Source organism: Mesorhizobium sp. PUT5 (genome assembly GCF_052216645.1).
Lineage (GTDB): Bacteria > Pseudomonadota > Alphaproteobacteria > Rhizobiales > Rhizobiaceae > Mesorhizobium.
Genome location: NZ_JBQOSO010000003.1, coordinates 1,508,703 through 1,529,634 on the forward strand (window position 1 = coordinate 1,508,703; position 20,932 = coordinate 1,529,634).

A 20,932-nucleotide genomic window follows, 5' to 3' on the forward strand; every position below is an offset into this window, starting at 1 on the left:
GGGAGGCTGAAATGGTGCAAACGACGAGACCCCAACCGCTGGCCCGCGAAGCGATGGCCTATGTGCTGGCGGGCGGGCGGGGCAGCCGCCTGAAGGAGCTGACCGACCGCCGCGCCAAGCCGGCCGTCTATTTCGGCGGCAAGACACGCATCATCGACTTCGCGCTCTCCAACGCGCTGAACTCCGGCATCCGGCGGCTCGGCGTCGCCACCCAGTACAAGGCGCATTCGCTGATCCGCCATCTCCAGCGCGGCTGGAATTTCCTGCGGCCCGAGCGCAACGAGAGCTTCGACATCCTGCCGGCCAGCCAGCGTGTGTCCGAAACGCAATGGTATGAAGGCACGGCCGACGCCGTCTACCAGAACATCGACATTATCGAGAGCTACAATCCCGAATACATGATCATCCTGGCCGGCGACCACATCTACAAGATGGACTACGAGCTGATGCTGCGCCAGCACGTCGACGCCGGGGCGGACGTCACCGTCGGTTGCCTGGAGGTGCCGCGCATGGAGGCGACCGGCTTCGGCGTCATGCATGTCGACAAGGCGGACACCATCCTGTCCTTCATCGAAAAGCCGGCCGACCCGCCCGGCATTCCCGACAAGCCGGATTTCGCGCTGGCCTCCATGGGCATCTATGTCTTCCGCACGAAGTTCCTGATGGACTTGCTGCGCCAGGACGCGGCCGACCCCAATTCCAGCCGCGACTTCGGCAAGGACATCATCCCGCAGATCGTCAAGGGCGGCAAGGCGGTGGCCCACCGCTTCGCCAAGTCCTGCGTGCGTTCGACCCAGGAAACCCTGCCCTACTGGCGCGATGTCGGCACCATCGACGCCTATTGGGAGGCCAATATCGACCTCACCGACGTCACGCCCGAACTCGATCTCTACGACCGCGACTGGCCGATCTGGACCTATTCCGAACTGACGCCGCCGGCCAAGTTCGTCCATGACGAGGAAGACCGCCGCGGCGAGGCGATCTCCTCGCTCATCGCCGGCGACTGCATCATCTCGGGCGCCTCGCTGCGCCACAGCCTGATCTTCACCGGCGCGCGCGTCAATTCCTACTCCCGGCTGGAAGAGGTGGTGATGCTGCCGGACTGCCATATCGGCCGCAACGCGCGGCTGAAGCGGGCGGTGCTCGACCATGGCGTGCACATTCCCGAGGGCCTCGTGGTCGGCGAGGACCCGGAACTGGACGCCAGGCGGTTTCGCGTTTCGGAAAAAGGCATCTGCCTCATCACCCAGCCGATGATCGACCGGCTGGGGAGCTGAGAGGTGGTGGTTCCGCTCGCGGCAATGAACGTCCTCTCCGTCACGCCCGAGATATTCCCGCTCGTCAAGACCGGCGGCCTGGCCGACGTGGCGGGCGCGCTGCCGCTCGCGCTCAAGGCCAAGGGTGTGGCGGTGCGCTCGCTGCTCCCCGGCTATCCGGTGGTCATGCAGGGCCTGGGCAGGAAGAAGGCGGTGCTTGCCTACAAGGACCTGTTTGGCGGCAAGGCGGCCGTCCATGCCGTCGTGGCCGGGGGGCTCGATCTTCTGGTGCTCGAGGCGCCGCATCTGTTCGATCGCGTCGGCGGACCCTATGGCGATGCCGCCGGCCATGACTGGCCCGACAACTGGCGACGCTTCGCGGCGTTGAGCCGGGCGGGCGCCGATATCGCCGCCGGCGCGGTCGCCGGCTACGCCCCCGACGCCGTGCATGCGCACGACTGGCAGGCGGCGATGACGCTGGCCTATATGCGCTACGGCAGGGCGGCCGCGGTGCCCTCGCTCATCACCGTCCACAACCTCGCCTTCCAGGGGCGGTTCGCGGCCTCCATCTTCGGCGACCTTGGCCTGCCCGCGGCGGCGATGGCGCTGGACGGCGTCGAGTATTATGGCGGCGTCGGCTTCCTGAAAGCCGGCCTGCAGGCGGCCTGGGCAATCACCACCGTCAGCCCCACCTATGCGCAGGAAATCCGCACGCCCGCTTTCGGCATGGGGCTGGACGGGCTCATCAACCTGCGCGCCGCCGACCTCTACGGCATCGTCAACGGCATCGATGTGGAACTGTGGAACCCGGCGTCGGACAGGCATCTGGCCGCCACCTATTCCGCGAAGACGCTCAAGGCGCGCGCCAAAAACCGCGCCGCCGTGGAAGGACGCTTCGACCTCGAACGCGATGCCGGCCCGCTTCTGTGCGTGGTCAGCCGGCTGACCTGGCAGAAGGGCATAGACACCCTCGTTTCCATCGTCGACCAGGTCGTGGCGGCCGGCGCGCGGCTGGCCGTGCTGGGTTCGGGCGATGCCGGACTGGAAGGTGCGCTGCTGGCGGCGGCCGCGCGCCATCGCGGCCGTGTGGGCGCCGTGATCGGCTATGACGAGGCGCTGTCGCACCTGATGCAGGGCGGCTGCGACGCGATCGTCATTCCCTCGCGCTTCGAGCCCTGCGGGCTCACCCAGCTTTACGGGCTGCGCTATGGCTGCGTGCCCATGGTCGCGCGCACCGGCGGGCTGGCCGACACGATCATCGACGCCAACGAGGCCGCCGTCGCGGCGGGCGTGGCCACCGGCTTCCAGTTCGCGCCGGACAGCGGCGATGCCCTGCTGCATGCCGTGCGCCGCGTGGTGGAAGCGCATGCCGAGCCGAAGATCTGGTCTTCGATCCAGAGTCAGGGCATGAAAGCCGACCTGTCCTGGGATCGAAGTGCGGCGAAATACGTTGAACTCTACCGCCGGCTCCTGTCGAGAAGAGTGTCCCAGCCATGATCAGAACAGTCCCCACCAAGCCCTTTGACGACCAGAAGCCCGGCACCTCCGGCCTGCGCAAGAAGGTGCCGGAGTTCCAGCAGCCCAACTATGTGGAGAATTTCGTCCAGTCGATCTTCGACGCGCTTGACGGTTTTGCCGGCAAGACGCTGGTGCTGGGCGGCGACGGCCGCTTCTACAACCGCGAGGTGATCCAGAAGGTGCTGGCGATCGCCGCCGCCAACGGCTTCGGCAAGGTCATGGTCGGGCAGGGCGGCATCCTGTCCACGCCCGCCGCCTCCAACGTGATCCGCAAATACAAGGCCTTCGGCGGCATCATCCTTTCGGCCAGCCACAATCCCGGCGGCCCGAAGGAGGATTTCGGCATCAAGTACAATGTCGAGAACGGCGGGCCGGCGCCGGAAAAGATCACCAACGCGATCTTCGCCAAGTCGAAGACCATCAGCCAGTACAGGATCGCCGATATCGGCGGGATCGACATCGACAAGCCCGGCACCGTCGAGGCCGGCGGCATGACCATCGAGGTCATCGATCCGGTGAAGGATTATGCCGAGCTGATGGAAAGCCTTTTCGATTTCAACGCCTTGCGGAGGCTTTTTGAATCGGGTTTCCGCATGCGCTTCGATTCCATGCATGCCGTCACCGGTCCCTACGCCAAGGAGATATTCGAGCGCCGGCTGGGCGCAGCCGACGGCACCTGCCGCAACTTCCGGCCGCTGCCGGATTTCGGCGGCCATCACCCCGACCCCAATCTGGTCCATGCCAAGCATCTTTATGACGAGATGATGAGCCCCGCTGCGCCCGACTTCGGCGCCGCCTCCGACGGCGACGGCGACCGCAATCTCATCATCGGCAAGGGCATCTTCGTCACGCCCTCTGATTCGCTGGCGCTGCTTTGCGCCAACGCCACGGTGGCGCCCGCCTACAAAAAGGGCCTTGCCGGCATCGCCCGCTCCATGCCGACCAGCGGCGCGGCGGACCGCGTGGCGGAAAAGCTCGGTATCGGCATCTACGAGACGCCGACCGGGTGGAAATTCTTCGGCAACCTGCTCGACGCCGGCATGGCCACGATCTGCGGCGAGGAAAGCTCGGGCACCGGCTCCAATCACATCCGCGAGAAGGACGGGCTTTGGGCCGTGCTTCTGTGGCTCTCCATCCTGGCCGCGCGCGGCGAGAGCGTGAAGGAGATCGTGGAGAAGCACTGGGCCACCTATGGGCGCAACTACTATTCGCGCCACGACTATGAGGAAGTCGAGGCCTCGCGCGCCAATGCGCTGATCGACGAATTGCGCGGCAAGCTCGCCTCGCTGCCCGCAACGACGGTGCGCGGCCTGACCGTGGAAAAGGCCGACGACTTCTCCTATCACGACCCGGTCGACGGCTCGGTGAGCGAGCATCAGGGCATCCGCATCCTGTTCAAGGGCGGCTCGCGCCTGGTGTTGCGGCTGTCGGGAACCGGCACGGTGGGGGCGACGCTGCGCCTTTATATCGAGCGCTATGAGGCGGACCCGGCAAAGCACGACATCGAGACGCAGGAAGCGCTGGCCGACCTGATCGCGGCGGCCGACGACATCGCCGGCATCCGCAAGCACACCGGCCGCGACAAGCCGAGCGTGATCACGTGAGGGATATCTCCCCCTTGCGGGGGAGATGGGCCGCTCCGCTCGGCGCCGTCGTCACCGCGGAAGGCGTCCGCTTCGCCGCCTGGTCCGGGGCGGCAGAGCGTGTGTGGGTGTGTCTGTTCGACGGCGAGCGCGAGACGGAGCGGCTCGAACTGGCGCGGGAAGGCGAGGGCGGGCACGCACTCTTCGTGCCGGGCATCGGTGCGGGGACAAAATACGGCTTCCGCGCCGATGGCCGGTACGCGCCCGAACGCGGCCTTTGGTTCGATCCGCAAAAGCTGCTGGTCGACCCCTATGCGCTCGCACTCGACCGGCCTTACGTCTGCGACCCGCGCCTTGCCGCCCGACGCGGCGAGGGCGGCGACACCGCTTCGCTGGTGCCGAAATCGCTGGCTGTTTCACTGCCGGAGCCGGTCGCCCCGCGGCAGCCGCTGTTTTCTCCGGGCGGGCTGATCTACGAGCTTTCCGTGCGCGCCTTCACCATGCGCCACCCCGACGTGCCGCCGGCGGAGCGCGGCACGCTGCGTGCGCTGGCCCATCCGGCCATCGTCGCGCATCTGAAGAAGCTCGGCGTCTCGGCGGTGGAGCTGATGCCGGTGGCGGCCTGGATCGACGAGCGGCATCTGCCGGCGCTCGGCCTTTCCAATGCGTGGGGCTACAACCCGGTCACCTTCATGGCGCCGGACCCGCGCCTTGCGCCCGGCGGCATCGCCGATCTGCGCCATGCGGTGGAGGCGCTGCACGCGGCCGGCATCGGCGTCATCCTCGACGTCGTATTCAATCACACCGGCGAGAGCGACGAATTCGGCCCGACGCTGTCGCTGCGCGGCCTGGATGCGCGCGCCTATTATCGCCACGACGAGGCGGGAAGACTGGTCAACGACACCGGCACCGGCAACACGCTGGCCTGCGATCATCCCGTGGTGCGCCGGATGATCCTAGACGCCCTGCGCCATTTCGTGCGCCATGCCGGGGTGGACGGCTTCCGCTTCGACCTTGCCACGGTGCTGGGGCGCGAAGGCGGTGCGTTCACGCCCGAGGCCGCGCTGTTGCGGGATATGCAGGCCGATCCCCTGCTTTGCGACCTCGTGCTGATCGCCGAGCCGTGGGACATCGGCCCCGGCGGCTACCGGCTGGGCGGCTTCCCGCCGCCCTTCCTCGAATGGAACGACCGTTTCCGCGACGACAGCCGCCGCTTCTGGCGCGGCGACGCCGGCACCGTCGGCGCGCTGGCGACGCGGTTGGCAGGTTCGTCGGACATTTTCGGCCGTGACGGCCGCAACACCACGCGCACCGTGAATTTCATCGCCGCCCATGACGGCATGACGCTGGCCGATCTCGTCGCCTATGGGCGCAAGCACAACGAGGCCAATGGCGAGGAAAACCGCGACGGCCACGACGACAATCTGTCGTGGAACAACGGCGCAGAGGGCGTCAGCGCCGACCCGCAGATCGGCGAACGGCGCAGGAACGATGCGCGCGCCCTGCTGGCCACCCTGTTCGCCTCGCGCGGCGCGATCATGCTGACGGCCGGCGACGAGTTCGGCCGCACGCAGGGCGGAAACAACAACGCCTATGCGCAGGACAATGCCGTCACCTGGCTGGACTGGGACGGACGTGACCGGACGCTGGAGGATTTCGTCGCCACCCTTTCGGCGCTGCGTCGTTCGGTTCCGGCCTTCGCCGAAACGGATTTCCTCACCGGAGGTCCGGCCGAGGCGCCCGACGTGGCCTGGCTGACGGAGACCGGCGCGGCCATGGACGAGGCAGCCTGGCACGATCCGGCGCGGCGACGGCTGACGATGCTGCTGGGGCAGGGCACGGCGGAAGGCGGCCGGCTCGCCGTGCTGATCAACGGCGACCGCCGCGCCTGCCGCTTTTCCTTGCCGGCCAGGCCAGGCTGGCGCTGGATGCCGGCGCTGGAGCCCGCACCGGATATTGCGCAGGCGCTGCCGGGCCGCAGCGTGACATTCATGATCGAGGAAAGCGATGGCGATAGCGGGTGACGGCAATTGGTGGCGGGGCTGCGTCATCTATCAGATCTATCCGCGCTCGTTCCAGGATACGGACGGCGACGGCATCGGCGACCTCGCGGGCGCGACCAGGCGCCTCGCCCATGTCGCCTCGCTCGGTGTCGATGCGGTATGGCTGTCGCCCTTCTTCGCCTCGCCCATGGCCGACATGGGCTACGACGTGTCGGACTATTGCGCCGTCGACCCGATGTTCGGAACCCTTGCGGATTTCGACGCGCTGGTGGCGGAAGCCCATCGCCTCGGGCTGAAAGTCATCATCGACCAGGTGCTGTCGCACTCCTCCGACCGGCACCCCTGGTTCGTGGAAAGCCGGTCGAGCCGCGACAACGAAAAGGCCGGCTGGTATGTCTGGGCAGATGCCAGGCCGGACGGCACCGCGCCGAACAACTGGCTTTCCGTTTTCGGCGGCCCCGCCTGGGAATGGGATTCGACCCGCCGGCAATACTACCTGCACAATTTCCTCGGCTCCCAGCCCGACCTCAATTTCCACAACCCGGCCGTTCAGGACGCCTTGCTGGACACGGTGCGATTCTGGCTGGAGCGCGGCGTGGACGGCTTCCGCCTCGACACGGTGAACTATTACGTCCACGATCGCTGGCTGCGCTCCAACCCGCCGCTGCCCGAGAGCGTCGCCGGCACCAATGTCGAAACAAATCCCTACCTCTATCAGGAGCACCTGTTCGACAAGACGCGGCCGGAGAACCTCGCTTTCCTGCGCCGGTTCCGCGCGCTGCTGGACGAATATGAAGGCCGCGCCGCCGTCGGCGAGGTGGGCGACGAGACGCGCTCGCTCGAAACGCTGGCCGCCTACACCTCCGGCGGCGACAAGCTCCACATGTGCTACACGTTCGACCTGCTGGGTCCGCAATTTTCGGCCGCCCATGTGCGGCGCTGCGTGGAGGCGTTCGAGCAGGCGGCGCCGGACGGCTGGGTATGCTGGGCCTTCTCCAATCACGACGTGGTGCGCCATGTCAGCCGATGGACGCCGCCCGGCGGCGACACCGACGCCGTGGCGGGGTTCGCGATCGCGCTGATGTGCTGCCTGCGCGGTTCGATCTGCCTTTACCAGGGCGAGGAACTGGGCCTGACCGAGGCAGAGCTTGCCTTCGAGGATCTGCGCGATCCCTACGGCATCCGGTTCTGGCCAGGCTTCAAGGGCCGCGACGGCTGCCGCACGCCGATGGTGTGGGAGGCGCAGGCGCAAAATGCCGGTTTCTCGACCGGAAAGCCGTGGCTGCCGATCCCGGCCGAGCATCGCGCCCGCGCCGTGGACGTGCAGAATGCCGCCCCGGACTCGGTGCTGGCGCGCTACCGGGACATGCTTATGCTGCGCAGGGCGTATCCCGCTCTGGTGTCCGGATCGATCCGCTTCCTTGAAGCGCAAGGCGACGTTCTCGCCTTCCTGCGCGAGGCGGACGGGCAAAGGCTGCTGTGCCTGTTCAATTTTTCCGGGGAGGCGGTGGAATGGGCACTGCCCTCGGGAGTGCGGCCGCTTCAATCCGCGCTCTTCGCAAGTCACGCAGTTTCCGGCGCAGAACGACTGTCGTTCGGCCCGCTCGGCCACGTTGTCGCGCGGCTCGGCTAGCCTCTACTGCACCAGCACGGAGCGGCCGCAGGTGGCGCCGGTGACACGCACGTCTGCCTGCCCGAGCCCGATCCCCAATGTCTTGAGCAGGTTGTAGAGCAGCTTGTCCACCGGCGCCGTTGCGGTGCGCAGCACGGCGATGACGGGAGGCTTGACCAGATTGAGCACATCGTCGAGGAAGCTCAGCGGCAAGCCGACGGCGCTGACATGCAGGTCGAGCCTGTCGAGCAGCGAAGTGGTCAGCGACTGGGTGTAGTCGCTGGTCGTCACGGTCTTGATCTTCTTGGCCGCAATATCGGCATCGTTGAAGACCAGCGTCTGCTTCGCCGTATTGCCGATGTCCACTTCCGAACGTCCGGACACCTCGACCAGCGGAAGCTTGAGCACGGTGATGCCGAGCAGCTTCAGTTCCACCGCCGCCTTGGCGATCTGCGCATCGCCGAACGATTGCGGCCTGGTGAAGTCGCCGAAGTTCGCGCTGTCGTTGCGTGCAAGCTTCAGGGACGCGAGTCCCGGCCGCGCCGCGATCGTCACCTTGCGGCTTTCGGGGCGCCCGGTCGGGCAGGAAATGTCGGTGATCTCGGCCTCGCCATAGGCCAGTTCGACGTTGATCGGCAGCGAGACGGACGCCAAGTTCAGTCCGGCCACGGGGTTGGAATTGCCGATCGCGACGTCCGCCGTCAGCTTGATGCGGGTCTGCGCGGTGCGCACGAGGGCGCCTTGTTGGCCGACCCTGAACCAGGGGGACGACTGCGGCGGCTCGCCCACGGCAACCTTCAACTGCATGTTCGCCAGCGGGGGAAGGGCGATGCCGGCCCCAAGATCGATCTGCCGCGACCCGTTGGCCACCACGGCCGCCGCCATCAGCATGTCGAGCGCGCCGGCCGCCACGACCAGGCCCGGCGGCTTTTGCCCGAGCGCCAGTTTCCCGACATTGCCGAGGTCGATGAGTTTGGTCAGCGGGAGCGCGGCGGTGGCCGACGCGTTCGCGGCCAGAGTCTCGAGCGCCAGCCGGCTCGTCGAATCCAGGCCCGGCACATGAGCCATCGCGCCGGCGATCTGACCGACGGTCGCCTGCGTGGCGAGCACGTCGGAATAGGAGGCTGCGGTGAGGTTGAGGCGGGTTGCCAGCACGTCGAGGAAAGACAGGACCTCGATATCGGTGTTGAGCAGCGCCTTGTAGTCCATCGCCTGCAGCGAGATGCTCGTGCCCAGCAGGCCGCCGAGAAGGCTGTTCAGAAGAGGGCTCTCCTTGGTGTCGACATCGGCAAGCCGCGAGCCGATGGAGAAGGCGGCCTGCGGCGTGGCGGCGGCCACCGCCTTCACGCCGATGACGGGCGGGTCCATGAAGGCGCCGCCGAAGAACAGCGTCCCGGTCTTGTGCATCGACACTTCGACCGCGTTGAATGGCGGGTCGGCGGTGGCGGAAAACCGTTGCCCGGCGCTGGTGCCGGGGCCGGTGACATAGCGGCCGCGCACGACCTTCACCGACACCTTGCCGCCGGTCACGTCGAGGGGGTCGCCGGAGCCCTGCAGCGTCGGGGCGGCCATGCCGTTGGCCTTCAGCGTCGCCAGCGCCGCGGCCTCGGCCTTGCCGATATTGGCGGCTGCGGCGATCGCGGCCAGGTCGGCCAGCGCCTGCGCCTCGCGCCGTTCGGTGAACAGCGATCCCTCGTCCACGGCAAAGGCCGTCAAAAGCAGCGCCACAGGCGCGGTCAGCGCCGTCATGACCGCGAAATTTCCCCGGCGGTCGCCGGCAAGCCGTCGCATCAAGCCATCGCCGGCACGAACGGGATGCTGCATCATAGACCTCCCATGCGGATCGTGGACGTTCGGGAAATGGTGACGTCCGGCATCGGCAGTCCGGCCAGCAGGTTCCAGATCGGCAGATTGCGCGCGTCGTAGCGCACCGAAACGTCGAACTGGTTGGGGTCGGCGACGCTGTCGCGGGCATCCGCGGTCAGCTTGTTCGGATCCACGAACGGATAGGTTCCGGCATTGGCGGCGACGAAAGCCTCCACCAACGTGCGGCGTTCGGCCGTCGTCTCCCCGGCAATGGCGGTGCGTGCTGCGTCGGCGGCAATCTGCTGGACGGAGTGGCTGGCGCCGAAATAGATGCCGTATGCAACCATTCCGAGTATGAGAAGGATGAAGATCGGCACCAACATGGCAAATTCCACCGCCGTGGCGGCGTCGTCGTCCGCAGTGAAAGATTGCCCTTCTCGGCTTGATCCAAAGACATTCTTCATGCCATCAGTCTGGCCCGGACTGCTGCAGAAATCCTCAAGGGAATATGCAACCAAAAGGTGTATGTGCGTGCATGGTGTGGCTTTTGGGCCAAGCGGCATATGCATGGCTTGGCAGCGAGGATGCGCTTTTTGCCATTTGTCGCGCCGGGCGCTTGGGCGTAGGCTTCCGCGCTGATCGGCATGGATTGAGGCGGTGCCAACAGGGGCGGGGATGCGGCCCGGTTCGCCAAAGTTTCGGTTGCGGATTTTGACCGTTACGCCTGCCGCACGCCGACAAATGCTTTGTCCTGGCCGGTTTCGCCAGGTGCCGATCGAGGCCTTCAACTTCGTTGACCAGCGGGAGGAAGAAGATGGCACGCAAATATATCGACTGCCGGGAATTCCCGAGCGAGATGAAATGCACCGTCGCCATATCGGCCGACAATGAGGAGGAACTGATAAACGCCGCGGTGCAGCACGCCGTCGCGGTGCATGGCGGAAAGGACACGCCGCAATTCCGCGCCGAGGTAAGGAACGCGATCCATCAGGGTTCGCCGCCGGCCTGAGGGCGCGCGCGCAGGCGCGGCTCGCGGCGGCAACCGACGCCAAGGCAGGCACAACCGTGCCGGCTTATTGAAGCGCGTCTGTCTGGAAGTTGGGTCTTCTGGTCGGAGTGGCAGGATTTGAACCTGCGACCCCATCGTCCCGAACGATGTGCGCTACCAGACTGCGCTACACTCCGCGACCAGACGGCGGGCTTATAGCCGCCGCGCCTCGTTCCTGCAAGCGGGAATGGCACTGCGAAACCGGAATTTCTCCATGGCCTCGATGCCGCAGCGCCGCACGCGGCGGTCGGTTGCCGCTTTGCGTCAATAGGGGCTGTCGACGTCTCCCGTCTCGACATAGACGGCCTTGAGCTGCGAATAGTGGGAAAGCGCGGCAAGCGCGTTCTCTCGCCCGATTCCCGACTGCTTGACGCCCCCGAAGGGCATCTCCACCGGGGTGAGATTGTAGGCGTTGATCCAGCAGGTGCCGGCCTGCAACTCGGAAATCACCCGGTGGGCGCGCGGCAGATCGCGGGTGAAGACGCCCGCCGCCAGCCCGAATTCGGTGGCGTTGGCGCGCTCGATCACTTCGTCCTCGCTATCGAAGGACAGCACGCTCATCACCGGCCCGAAGATTTCCTCGCGCGCGATGCGCATGTCGTCGGTCACGCCGGTGAAGACGGTGGGCTCGACGAAGCAGCCGCCGTCGAAGCCCTGCAACGCGGGCACGTTGCCGCCGCAGGCAAGCGTTGCCCCTTCCTCGCTGCCGATTCGGATATAGTCGACAACCCTGTCGTGCTGGGTCTTGCTGATCAGCGGTCCCATCTGGGTGTCGGGATCGAGCGGATCGCCGACCCGGATTTTCTTGGTGCGCTCCACCAGGCGCTCGACAAAGCGCTCGTGCAGGCCCTTCTGCACGAAGACGCGGGTGCCGTTGGAGCACACCTGGCCGGTGGAGTAGAAATTGCCGAGCATCGCGCCGCCGACGGCGTTTTCCAGGTCGGCGTCGTCGAAGACGATGAGCGGCGACTTGCCGCCGAGCTCCATGGTGGCGTGCTTCATCTTCGAGCCGGCAAGGGACAGAACCCTGCGGCCGGTCGGCACCGAGCCGGTGACGGAAACCTTGGCCACGACGTCGTGCTCGACCAGCGCGGCACCGACGTCGCCATAGCCCTGCACGACGTTGAACAGCCCGTCCGGAAGGCCGGCCTCGGTGTAGATCTCGGCCAGGGCGAGCGCGGAAAGCGGGGTGTTTTCCGAGGGCTTGAACACCATGGAGTTGCCCATGGCCAGCGCCGGCGCCGACTTCCAGCCGGCGATCTGGATCGGATAGTTCCAGGCGCCGATGCCGACGCACACGCCCAGCGCCTCGCGCCGCGTATAGGCGAAGGGGCCGCCGAGATCGATGAAGTCGCCATTGTAGGCGGCGATGGCGCCGGCGAAATATTCGAGGCAATCGGCAGCCGAGGGTGCGTCGGCCACCAGCGTTTCCTGCAGTGCCTTGCCGGTGTCGAGCGTCTCCAGCCGCGCCAGTTCGGCGTTGCGGGCGCGCAGCAGGTCGGCGGCCCGGCGCAGGATGCGCCCGCGCTCCACCGGCTTCAGCCGTGCCCAGGCACCCTGCGCCGCGCGCGCGGCCTCGACCGCCAGTTCCACGACGTTGGGCGTTGCCGAATGCAGCATGGCGATGGTTTCGCCGGTCGCCGGATAGATGACGGGCAGCGGCGCGCCCTGCTCGTCCTCCACGAAGCGGCCGTTGATATAGTGCGATGCCTTGGGCTGGGCTTTCATCGGGTTCCTTTCACATTGGCAGCGCATTGTGGGGCAGCGCATTGTGTGGCAGCGCATTGTAGCATACCGCACTCCGACTTCACCGGTCGCTCGCCTGCCAGCGCGGGTTGATCCATGGCTCCTGGTTGGAAGGCGCGAGCGGTGCGCGGCCGAGAATGTGATCGGACGCCTTCTCGCCGGTCATGATCGAGGGCGCGTTCAGATTGCCGTTGGTGATGCGCGGGAAGATCGAGGAATCGGCCACCCGCAATCCTTCCACGCCGATGACGCGGCATTCCGGGTCCACCACCACAGTCCGGTCGTCCTTGCGGCCCATGCGGCAGGTGCCGCACGGATGCAGCGCGCTTTCGGCGTGGTCGCGGATGAAGGCGTCCAACTCAGCATCGGTCTGCACATGGCGGCCGGGCGAAATCTCCTCGCCGCGATAGGGATCGAAGGCGGCCTGGCCGAATATCTCGCGGGTGAGGCGGATGCAGTGGCGGAACTCGGCCCAATCGTCCGGGTGAGACATGTAGTTGAAGCGGATGAGCGGCTTTTCGTTCGGGTCGGGCGAGCGCAGCGTGACCGCGCCGCGCGACTTCGAGCGCATCGGGCCGACATGGGCCTGGAAGCCGTGCGACTTCGCTGCCGCCTTGCCGTCATAGCGCACGGCTGCGGGGATGAAGTGGTACTGGATATCGGGATAGTCAATGCCGGCCGCCGACCGCACGAAGGCGGCGGCCTCGAAATGATTGGTGGCGCCCAGTCCGCTCTTGAAGAACAGCCATTGCGCGCCGATCAGCGCCTTGGAGAAGGGGTTGAGCACGGAATTCAGCGTGATCGGCTGGGTGGATTCCTGCTGGATGTAGAGTTCCAGATGGTCCTGCAAATTGGCGCCGACGCCGGGCCGGTCCGCGACCACGGCGATCCCGTTGTCCCTCAGATGCTGCGCGGCACCGATGCCCGACAGCATCAGCAGCTTGGGCGAATTGATCGAGGAGGCGGCCACGATCACCTCGCGCCGCGCCTTCACCACCTCGATCTTGCCGCGCGCCTCGATCTCGACGCCGGTGGCGCGTTGATTCTCGATGACGATTTTCCGCGCGAAGCCGTTGACCAGGCGCACGTTTTGCCGCTTCAGCGCGGGGCGCAGATAGGCGTTTGCGGTCGACCAGCGGCGGCCGAGATGGATGGTCTGCTCCATCGGCCCGAAACCTTCCTGCTTGGAGCCGTTATAATCGTCGGTCGTCTCGAAGCCGGCCTGCAGCCCGGCCTCGATGAAGGCGGCGTAGAGCGGATTGGCGCGCCTGCCGCGCTGCACATGCAGCGGCCCCTTGGTGCCGCGCCAGCCGTCCTCGCCGCCATGCGAATGCTCCATGCGCTTGAAGTAGGGCAGCACGTCGGCATAGCTCCAGCCGGCAGCGCCTTCCTCGGCCCAGTGGTCGAAATCATGCGCGTGGCCGCGCACATAGACCATGCCGTTGATCGAGGACGAGCCGCCCAGCACTTTGCCGCGCGGCGTAGCCAGCACGCGCCCGCCCAGATGCGGCTCTGGCTCGCTGGAAAAGCCCCAGTCGTAGCGCGCCATGTTGAGCGGGATGGACAGCGCCGATGGCATCTGGATCAGCGGGCCGATGTCGGTGCCGCCATATTCGATGACGATGACCGAGTGCTTGCCGTCTTCCGACAGCCGGTAGGCCATGGCCGCACCCGCCGAGCCGGACCCGATGATGACGAAATCGGCTTCCGCCATGCCTATTCCCCCCTCGGAAAGCGCTTCTGCTCTTCCAGCACATTGAGGTCCATGTGGTTGCGCATGTAGCGCTCGGAAGCCTGCCGGAGCGGCTGGAAGTCCCAGGGAAAGTAGGCGCCGTTGCGCAGCGCCGGGTAGACCACCCAGCGCCGGGCCTGGCTCTGGCGCACGGCGGCGTCGAAGGCGGCCATGTCCCAGCGCGCCCGCACCTTTTCCATGAAGTCCGCGACCAGCGCTTCATGGGCGGGGTCGGCGGCGAGGTTGGTCAGCTCCAGCGGATCGGATTCCAGATCAAACAGTTGCGGCGGATCGATCTCGCAATGCACGAACTTGTGTCTGCCGTCGCGGATCGCCACCAGCGGCGCATAGGAACCTTCCGCCGCATATTCCATCAGCACCGGCTCGCCGCGCGGCTTGCCGTCCATCAGGGGCTTCAGCGACTGGCCGTCGGTCCACGGCATGATGGCGGCGATGTCGATGCCGGCCAGGTCGCAGAGCGTCGGGCAGATGTCGAGGTTGGAGGTCGGCGCCGCAATCAGGCCGGGCGCGATGCCTTTGCCCGCCATCATCAGCGGCACGCGCGCCGAGCCCTCGAAGAAGCTCATCTTGAACCACAACCCGCGCTCGCCCAGCATGTCGCCGTGGTCGGAGCAGAACAGGACGAGCGTGTCATCGAGCATGCGGGTGCGTTCGAGCACCGAAAGCAATTCGCCGACCTTGTCGTCGAGATAGGAGACGTTGGCGAAATAGCCGCGGCGTGAGCGAAGCACCTGCTCGGGCCGGATGTCGAAGCTGTCATAGTCGCTGGCCAGATAGAGCCGCTGCGAGTGCGGGTCCTGTTTGTCCCCTTGGATGAAGCCGACCTCGGGCTCCAGTTCGGCACAGTCCTCGTAGAGGTCCCAATATTGACGGCGCGCCACGTAAGGATCGTGCGGATGGGTGAAGGAGACGGTCAGGCACCAGGGGCGGCGGCCGGGATCGTCCGAGGCCCGCGAAAAATCGTAGAGCTTCTGGGCGGCGAGGAAGGCGACCTCGTCGTCGTATTCCATCTGGTTGGTGATCTCGGCCACGCCCGCGCCGGTGACCGAGCCGAGATTGTGGTACCACCAGTCGATGCGCTCGCCCGGCTTGCGGTAGTCGGGCGTCCAGCCGAAATCCGCCGGGTAGATGTCGGTGGTCAGCCGCTCCTCGAAGCCGTGCAACTGGTCGGGGCCGACGAAATGCATCTTGCCCGAAAGGGCGGTGTGATAGCCGGCCGCGCGCAGATGGTGTGCGAAGGTGGGGATCGAGGAGGCGAACTCGGCGGCGTTGTCGTAGACGCCGGTGCGCGACGGCAACTGCCCGCTCATGAAGGAGGCGCGGCCGGGCGCGCAAAGTGGCGAGGCGGTGTAGTTGCTGGAAAAGCGCGCTGAGCGGGCGGCCAGCGCCTTCAGGTTCGGCGCATGCAGGAATTCGGCCGGGCCGTCGGGGAACAGCTTGCCGTTCAACTGGTCGACCATGATGATGAGAATGTTGGGGCGAAGGCTCATCTGTCGGCTTTCTGCTGGACAAGCTTGATTTCGAGATAGTCCTCGATCACGGCGACGGCGCTTGCCGCGTTCGGCGCGCCGTCCTTCAGTGCCCGGCGGATGTAGAAGCCGTCGATCAGGGCCGCGATGCCATCGGCGACCTGGTCGGCCTGCCTGCGAGGCATCAGGCGGACAAGGCCGCTCATCAGGTTCGAATGCAGGCGGCGTGCATAGATGCGCAGCAGCCGGCGCATTGCCGGCGACTTCTGCGCCTCGACATAAAAGGCCAGCCATGCGGCGATGGTCTCCGCCTGGAACTGCTTGTCGGAAAAGTTCACGGCAATCAGCGCGAGCACGCGTTGATGCGGCGTAGCCGCTGCGCGCAGAGCGGCGCGCGCGTCCGCGCCCAATTCGGAGAGCAGGTGGCGCATGGTGGCCTGCAGCAGATCGTCCTTGGCGCCGAAATAGTGATGCGCCAGCGCCGACGACACGCCGGCGCGGCCGGCGATCTCCGACATGGTGACGTCGAGCGAGCCGCGCTCGCCGATTGCCGAGATCGTGGCGTCGATGAGTGCCTTGCGGCGCAGCGGTTCCATTCCGACTTTCGGCATTTTTCCGGCTCCTTCGCGGCTGAGATTATTTTTTATTGACCCGTCAATCAATAAAAAACCGGCGCCAGTTATGCTGCAATGCAAAAACTTCCCTTTACTGCGCCGGCTCGGATGTCCATCTTGGGGATGACGCCCGCGCGGCGGGCCAATTCACCTGGAGGAAAATCTATGACCGCATGCATCGTCGGCTGGGCGCATTCGCGCTTCGGCAAGCTGGAAGGCGAGACGCTGGAAGGCATGATCACCAAGGTGGCGGCGGAAGCGCTGGAGCATGCCGGCATCGGCCCGGACGACGTGGACGAGATCGTGCTCGGCCATTTCAATGCCGGCTTCTCGCCGCAGGACTTCACTGCCAGCCTGGTGCTGCAGACCGACGACCGCCTGCGCTTCAAGCCGGCGACGCGGGTGGAGAACGCCTGCGCGACCGGTTCCGCTGCCGTGCGGCAGGGCATCCGCGCCGTGGGCGCCGGCTCGCGTGTCGTTCTGGTGGTGGGTGCCGAGCAGATGACGACCACGCCAGGCCCCGAGATCGGCAAGAACCTCTTGAAGGCGTCCTACCTGCCGGAGGACGGCGACACGCCGGCCGGCTTCGCCGGCGTGTTCGGCAAGATCGCGCAGGCCTATTTCCAGCGCCATGGCGACCAGTCGGACGCGCTGGCGATGATCGCGGCCAAGAACCACAAGAACGGCGTCGACAACCCCTACGCCCAGATGCGCAAGGATTTCGGCTTCGATTTCTGCCGCCAAGAGAGCGAGAAGAACCCCTTCGTCGCCGGGCCGCTGAAGCGCACGGACTGCTCGCTGGTTTCCGACGGCGCCGCCGCGCTGGTGCTCACCGATGCCGACACGGCGCTGTCCATGCGTCGCGCGGTTGCTTTCCGCGCCAACGAGCATGTGCAGGACTTCCTGCCGATGTCGAAACGCGACATTCTTCTGTTCGAGGGTTGCGAGCAGGCCTGGGCGCGGGCGCTGAAGAAGGCGGGCGTGACGCTGGACGACCTGTCCTTCGTCGAGACGCATGACTGCTTCACCATCGCCGAGCTGATCGAATACGAGGCCATGGGCCTGGCAAGGCCCGGGCAGGGCGCAAAGCTCGCGCTGGAAGGCTACACCGCCAAGGACGGCAAGCTGCCGGTCAACCCCTCCGGCGGGCTGAAGTCCAAGGGCCATCCCATTGGCGCCACCGGCGTTTCCATGCATGTACTCACCGCCATGCAGCTCGTTGGCGAGGCCGGCGGCATCCAGGTGCCCGGCGCCAAGCTCGGCGGCATCTTCAACATGGGCGGTGCCGCGGTCGCCAATTACGTGTCGATCCTCGATCGGATAAGGTAGACGGGACGCGGTAGAGGGGCACGGGCACATGGCCAATCCGGTTCTCGTGGAGGTGCTGCGAGGTGCCTCGGTGGAAAGCGCGCATCGGGGTGCGGTGGCTGTCTGTGACGCCGACGGCAATCCGGTCTGGGAGATCGGCGACACCGACCGTCCGGTCTTCCCGCGCTCGGCGGTGAAGGCTATCCAGGCGTTGCCGCTGGTTGAGACCTGCGCGGCTGATGCCTACGGCTTCGGCGAACGTGAGCTGGCGCTGGCCTGCGCCTCGCATTCGGGCGAGCCGGCGCATGTGGAACTGGCGCGCGCCATGCTGGCCAAGGCCGGGCTCGACGAGGCCGCACTGGAATGCGGCACGCACTGGCCTTCCAACCATGACGCGACGATCGCGCTGGCGCGCGGCGGCGGAAGCCCGAACCAGCTCCACAACAATTGCTCTGGCAAGCATTCCGGCTTCCTGTGCACCTGCGGCCATGCCGGCGAAGCCCATGCCGGCTACGTCAGGCCCGCCCATGCCGCGCAGGAGCGCGTGCGAGAGGCGCTCGCTTCCGTGACCGGCGCGGCGCATGGCGAGGAAAACCGCGGCATCGACGGCTGCTCCATTCCCACCTATGCCGTGCCGCTGAAAAGCCTGGCGCGAGGCTTCGCCAGGATGGCGACGGGCGTGGGCCTCGGCCCGGAGCGCGCGAAAGCGGCGAAAAGGCTGCTTGCCGCCTGCATGGCCGAGCCGTTTCTGGTTTCCGGCACCGGCAAGGCCGATGTGGCGCTGATGCAGGCCGCGCCGGGCCGTATCTTCGCCAAGACCGGCGCCGAGGGCGTCTATTGCGCAGCCCTTCCCGAGCTTGGGTTCGGCATCGCGCTGAAATGCGACGACGGTGCCGGCCGCGGCGCCGAGGTCATGGTCGCCTCGGTGCTGGCGAAGCTGCTTTCCAAGGACGAGGCGGTGGCGGCGCGGCTGGCTGGGCTGGCCAATCCGCCCATCGGCAACCGCGTCGGCGCAAAAGTTGGCGCACTGCGACCTTCGCCCCCGCTGGCCTGACCGTCAGCTTGCGCGGTTGCGCTCGATGGTCAGGTGGGCGTAGCCGGCATTGCCGGTCAGGGCGAGGTCGGCAGTGACCGGCTCGGCCCAGCGCTGGCCCAGGATCGCGCCCTTCAGCGTGCCGTCGATGACGTTGTCGGCAATGATCGTCGCGCCTGCGCCCTCCACCACCGAGACGGCGATGCCCGTCCCGGCCTTGCGGACGATGTTGGCGGTGACGATCACGTTGCGCAGATAGGGGCCCCAGCCGAGTTGGATGCCGTAGAGCGGCGCGTTCTCCACCACATTGCCGGTGACCGCGGTGTCGGCCTCCGCGCAGATGCCGGTGCCGAAGCCCGGCCCTTCCGGCGGATAGGGGCCGGCGGCCGAAAGGTTGCGGACGACATTGCCGGAACAGGTGGCCATGCGCCCGCCCTCGTTGAAGTTGACGATGGCGATGCCGTTGGCGGCGCCGTCGACGATGTTGTTGGCGATCGCGGCACCCTCGAAGGCGAATTCGCAGTAAAGCGCGGTCTCGCCGGAGCGCAGGCAGGTGTTGCCGCCGATCTGCACGTTGTCGCAACCGTTGGCGCGGATGGCCGAGAAGGCGCAGTCGGCGACCACATTGCCGGAAATGACGACGTTGCCGGCGCGGAAGGCATTGATGCCGTTGCCATGCTGGCCGGTGCCGCCGGCGCGCGCGGCTATGCCTGCGATGCGGTTGCCGGTGACGATGGTGCCGTCCTCCCCCGCCTGCCGGCGGTGCACCAGGATGCCGCCATTGCCGCAGTCGGAAACGGTGTTGCCGGAAATCGTCAGCCCCGCCGCATCGACCGACCATAGGCCGACGTCGGTTGCGCCCGAGAAAAGGCAGCGCTCGACACGGCCCGCCGTGCGCTCGACCACCAGCCCGTTGCCCGCGCAGGCGAGGATGCGGCATTCGTCGACCGCCAGATGCGCGACGCCGCGCAGGTCCAGCAGGCCCTGCGCCTCGCCCTCGATCGGCCGCATCGCGCCGTCGAAGGTCAGGCCCGAAAGCTCGATATGCTCGGCGTTTCGCGCCAGCATCAGATGGCCGCCGCCAAGGACGATGCGGGTGGCGCCCGGCACGCCCGAAAGCCGCACGCGCGGCGGCAGCGTCAGGCCGGAGACGACATAGGTCCCGGGCGGCAGGAAGACGGGCTGGTCGCGCGCGGCCGCCTCGCGCAGCATCCTGCCGAAGGCCTTGCCCTGGTCGTCGGCCGCGTCCGGCCGCAGGCCGAGCCCGGTGGCGTCGATCCCGCCGCGCTTGGCGGCGCTGGCGGCCCCTTGGTGCAGGAAACCGGCGGCCGCGAAGGCGGCTGCTCCGGCGACAAGCCTGCGTCTGTTCAGCATTGGCACGGGCTCCTTTTTTCCTGGCAGGATCAAGCAGGAAGCATACCGGACGCAGCGCGTGCGCGGCCCGGCTTGAGATGCTGCCGCAGGGAGCCTAAGCTTGAACCATGAGCAGAGCCTTTACCCGCGAAGAAGATAGCGAAAACGCCGTTGCCGGCATCGCCGAGCGGCCGATAAGCCCTCACCGCAACCTGGTCACGCAGACGGGGCTGGCGATGATCGACGCCGAACTGGCAGCCTTGCGCGAGGCGCTGGCCAAGGCGGGGACGGATGGCGACGGCGACCGGGAGCGCATCGCCATGATATCGCGCGACCTGCGCTACTGGACCGCGCGCCGCGAGAGCGCGGAGCTTTCCGTGCCGGAACCGGACAGCGAGGTGGTCCGCTTCGGCATGACGGTGGAGCTGGAGGCCGAGGACGGAGCCAGGGCGTCCTGGCTTATCGCCGGCGAGGACGAGGCCGATCCGGGGAAGGGCTCGATCAGCCACGTCTCGCCCATGGCGCGTGCGCTGTTCGGCCGCTCGGTCGGCGACGTGGTGACGGTCAACGGCAAGGAATGGGAGATTACGGGGCACGGATAGAGCGGTAGCCATCCGGCCCGCCGGCTGAGACCTACTGTCTCTTGTGCTTTGCATCCTCCACTGTCGTGTAAGGTGCGAGATGTTTCTTCGCGACTTCGATCTGTTCTCGAAACTCGTCGGTCATGTACGGAGACGCGTCGCCCTTCGCGCATCCGCACAAATCCGCTCCGACCATTCCAGCCAAATTAACAGGCCCTGACCCTAGCCAAGCTTTCGCATGATGCAATT

The 20,932-nt window shown here is 66.8% G+C and carries 16 protein-coding genes and 1 tRNA gene; 9 read left to right on the top strand and 8 right to left on the bottom strand.

Annotation, left to right across the window (positions count from 1 at the left end; all coding sequences use genetic code 11):
* Positions 1–11 precede the first annotated feature (11 nt).
* The 5 genes from glgC to bglA are packed head-to-tail and all read left to right on the top strand — an operon-like array spanning position 12 to position 7,993.
* The gene (glgC, locus tag ACTDI4_RS08735) at positions 12–1,277 is read left to right on the top strand and encodes a glucose-1-phosphate adenylyltransferase (RefSeq protein ID WP_442840778.1); all 1,266 of its coding nucleotides are present in this window, start codon (positions 12–14) and stop codon (positions 1,275–1,277) included.
* Positions 1,278–1,301: 24 nt separating this feature from the next.
* Positions 1,302–2,753, top strand: coding sequence for a glycogen synthase GlgA (glgA, locus tag ACTDI4_RS08740; protein WP_442843308.1), 1,452 nt, complete (start codon positions 1,302–1,304; stop codon positions 2,751–2,753).
* Positions 2,750–4,378, top strand: coding sequence for an alpha-D-glucose phosphate-specific phosphoglucomutase (locus ACTDI4_RS08745; protein ID WP_442840779.1), 1,629 nt, complete (start codon positions 2,750–2,752; stop codon positions 4,376–4,378). The genes glgA and ACTDI4_RS08745 overlap by 4 nt, the downstream gene beginning before the upstream one ends.
* Positions 4,379–4,392: 14 nt before the next feature.
* Positions 4,393–6,381: a glycogen debranching protein GlgX gene (glgX, locus tag ACTDI4_RS08750; RefSeq protein WP_442840780.1), complete on the top strand. Its 1,989-nt coding sequence runs from the start codon at positions 4,393–4,395 to the stop codon at positions 6,379–6,381.
* Positions 6,365–7,993, top strand: a complete 1,629-nt coding sequence (bglA, locus tag ACTDI4_RS08755) for a beta-galactosidase BglA (RefSeq protein ID WP_442840781.1) — start codon at positions 6,365–6,367, stop codon at positions 7,991–7,993. Before glgX ends, bglA begins: the two co-directional genes overlap by 17 nt.
* A gap of 3 nt (positions 7,994–7,996) precedes the next feature.
* On the opposite strand, the gene ACTDI4_RS08760 is transcribed toward bglA, so the two are convergent.
* Positions 7,997–9,799, bottom strand: a complete 1,803-nt coding sequence (locus ACTDI4_RS08760) for a TadG family pilus assembly protein (RefSeq protein WP_442840782.1) — start codon at positions 9,797–9,799, stop codon at positions 7,997–7,999.
* Positions 9,796–10,242 (bottom strand): TadE/TadG family type IV pilus assembly protein, encoded by a 447-nt coding sequence (locus ACTDI4_RS08765; RefSeq protein ID WP_442840783.1) that lies wholly within the window; start codon positions 10,240–10,242, stop codon positions 9,796–9,798. The genes ACTDI4_RS08760 and ACTDI4_RS08765 overlap by 4 nt, the downstream gene beginning before the upstream one ends.
* Positions 10,243–10,592: 350 nt before the next feature.
* Between ACTDI4_RS08765 and ACTDI4_RS08770 the strand changes: the two genes are divergently transcribed.
* The gene (locus ACTDI4_RS08770) at positions 10,593–10,787 is read left to right on the top strand and encodes a DUF1059 domain-containing protein (RefSeq protein ID WP_442840784.1); all 195 of its coding nucleotides are present in this window, start codon (positions 10,593–10,595) and stop codon (positions 10,785–10,787) included.
* A gap of 99 nt (positions 10,788–10,886) precedes the next feature.
* Here the strand turns inward: ACTDI4_RS08770 and ACTDI4_RS08775 are convergent.
* From ACTDI4_RS08775 to betI, 5 genes are all read right to left on the bottom strand, one after another.
* A tRNA-Pro gene (locus ACTDI4_RS08775) sits at positions 10,887–10,963 on the bottom strand.
* Between the two features lie 127 nt (positions 10,964–11,090).
* Positions 11,091–12,554 (bottom strand): betaine-aldehyde dehydrogenase, encoded by a 1,464-nt coding sequence (gene betB, locus ACTDI4_RS08780; RefSeq protein WP_442840785.1) that lies wholly within the window; start codon positions 12,552–12,554, stop codon positions 11,091–11,093.
* A 79-nt stretch (positions 12,555–12,633) separates the two neighbouring features.
* Positions 12,634–14,286 (bottom strand): choline dehydrogenase, encoded by a 1,653-nt coding sequence (gene betA / locus ACTDI4_RS08785; RefSeq protein WP_442840786.1) that lies wholly within the window; start codon positions 14,284–14,286, stop codon positions 12,634–12,636.
* 2 nt (positions 14,287–14,288) lie between these two features.
* Positions 14,289–15,815, bottom strand: coding sequence for a choline-sulfatase (gene betC, locus ACTDI4_RS08790; protein ID WP_442840787.1), 1,527 nt, complete (start codon positions 15,813–15,815; stop codon positions 14,289–14,291).
* A complete protein-coding gene (gene betI / locus ACTDI4_RS08795) occupies positions 15,812–16,405 on the bottom strand; it encodes a transcriptional regulator BetI (protein WP_442840788.1) in 594 nt (197 codons plus the stop codon). Before betI ends, betC begins: the two co-directional genes overlap by 4 nt.
* Positions 16,406–16,573: 168 nt before the next feature.
* Between betI and ACTDI4_RS08800 the strand changes: the two genes are divergently transcribed.
* A complete protein-coding gene (locus tag ACTDI4_RS08800) occupies positions 16,574–17,737 on the top strand; it encodes an acetyl-CoA acetyltransferase (protein ID WP_442840789.1) in 1,164 nt (387 codons plus the stop codon).
* Between the two features lie 28 nt (positions 17,738–17,765).
* Positions 17,766–18,770, top strand: a complete 1,005-nt coding sequence (locus ACTDI4_RS08805; protein ID WP_442840790.1) for an asparaginase — start codon at positions 17,766–17,768, stop codon at positions 18,768–18,770.
* Positions 18,771–18,773: 3 nt separating this feature from the next.
* On the opposite strand, the gene ACTDI4_RS08810 is transcribed toward ACTDI4_RS08805, so the two are convergent.
* Positions 18,774–20,123, bottom strand: a complete 1,350-nt coding sequence (locus tag ACTDI4_RS08810; RefSeq protein WP_442840791.1) for a TIGR03808 family TAT-translocated repetitive protein — start codon at positions 20,121–20,123, stop codon at positions 18,774–18,776.
* 107 nt (positions 20,124–20,230) lie between these two features.
* On the opposite strand from ACTDI4_RS08810, the gene greA reads away from it, so the two are divergent.
* Positions 20,231–20,704 carry a transcription elongation factor GreA gene (gene greA / locus ACTDI4_RS08815; protein WP_442840792.1) on the top strand — a complete coding sequence of 158 codons (474 nt, stop codon included), beginning with the start codon at positions 20,231–20,233 and terminating at the stop codon, positions 20,702–20,704.
* Positions 20,705–20,932: the final 228 nt, after the last annotated feature.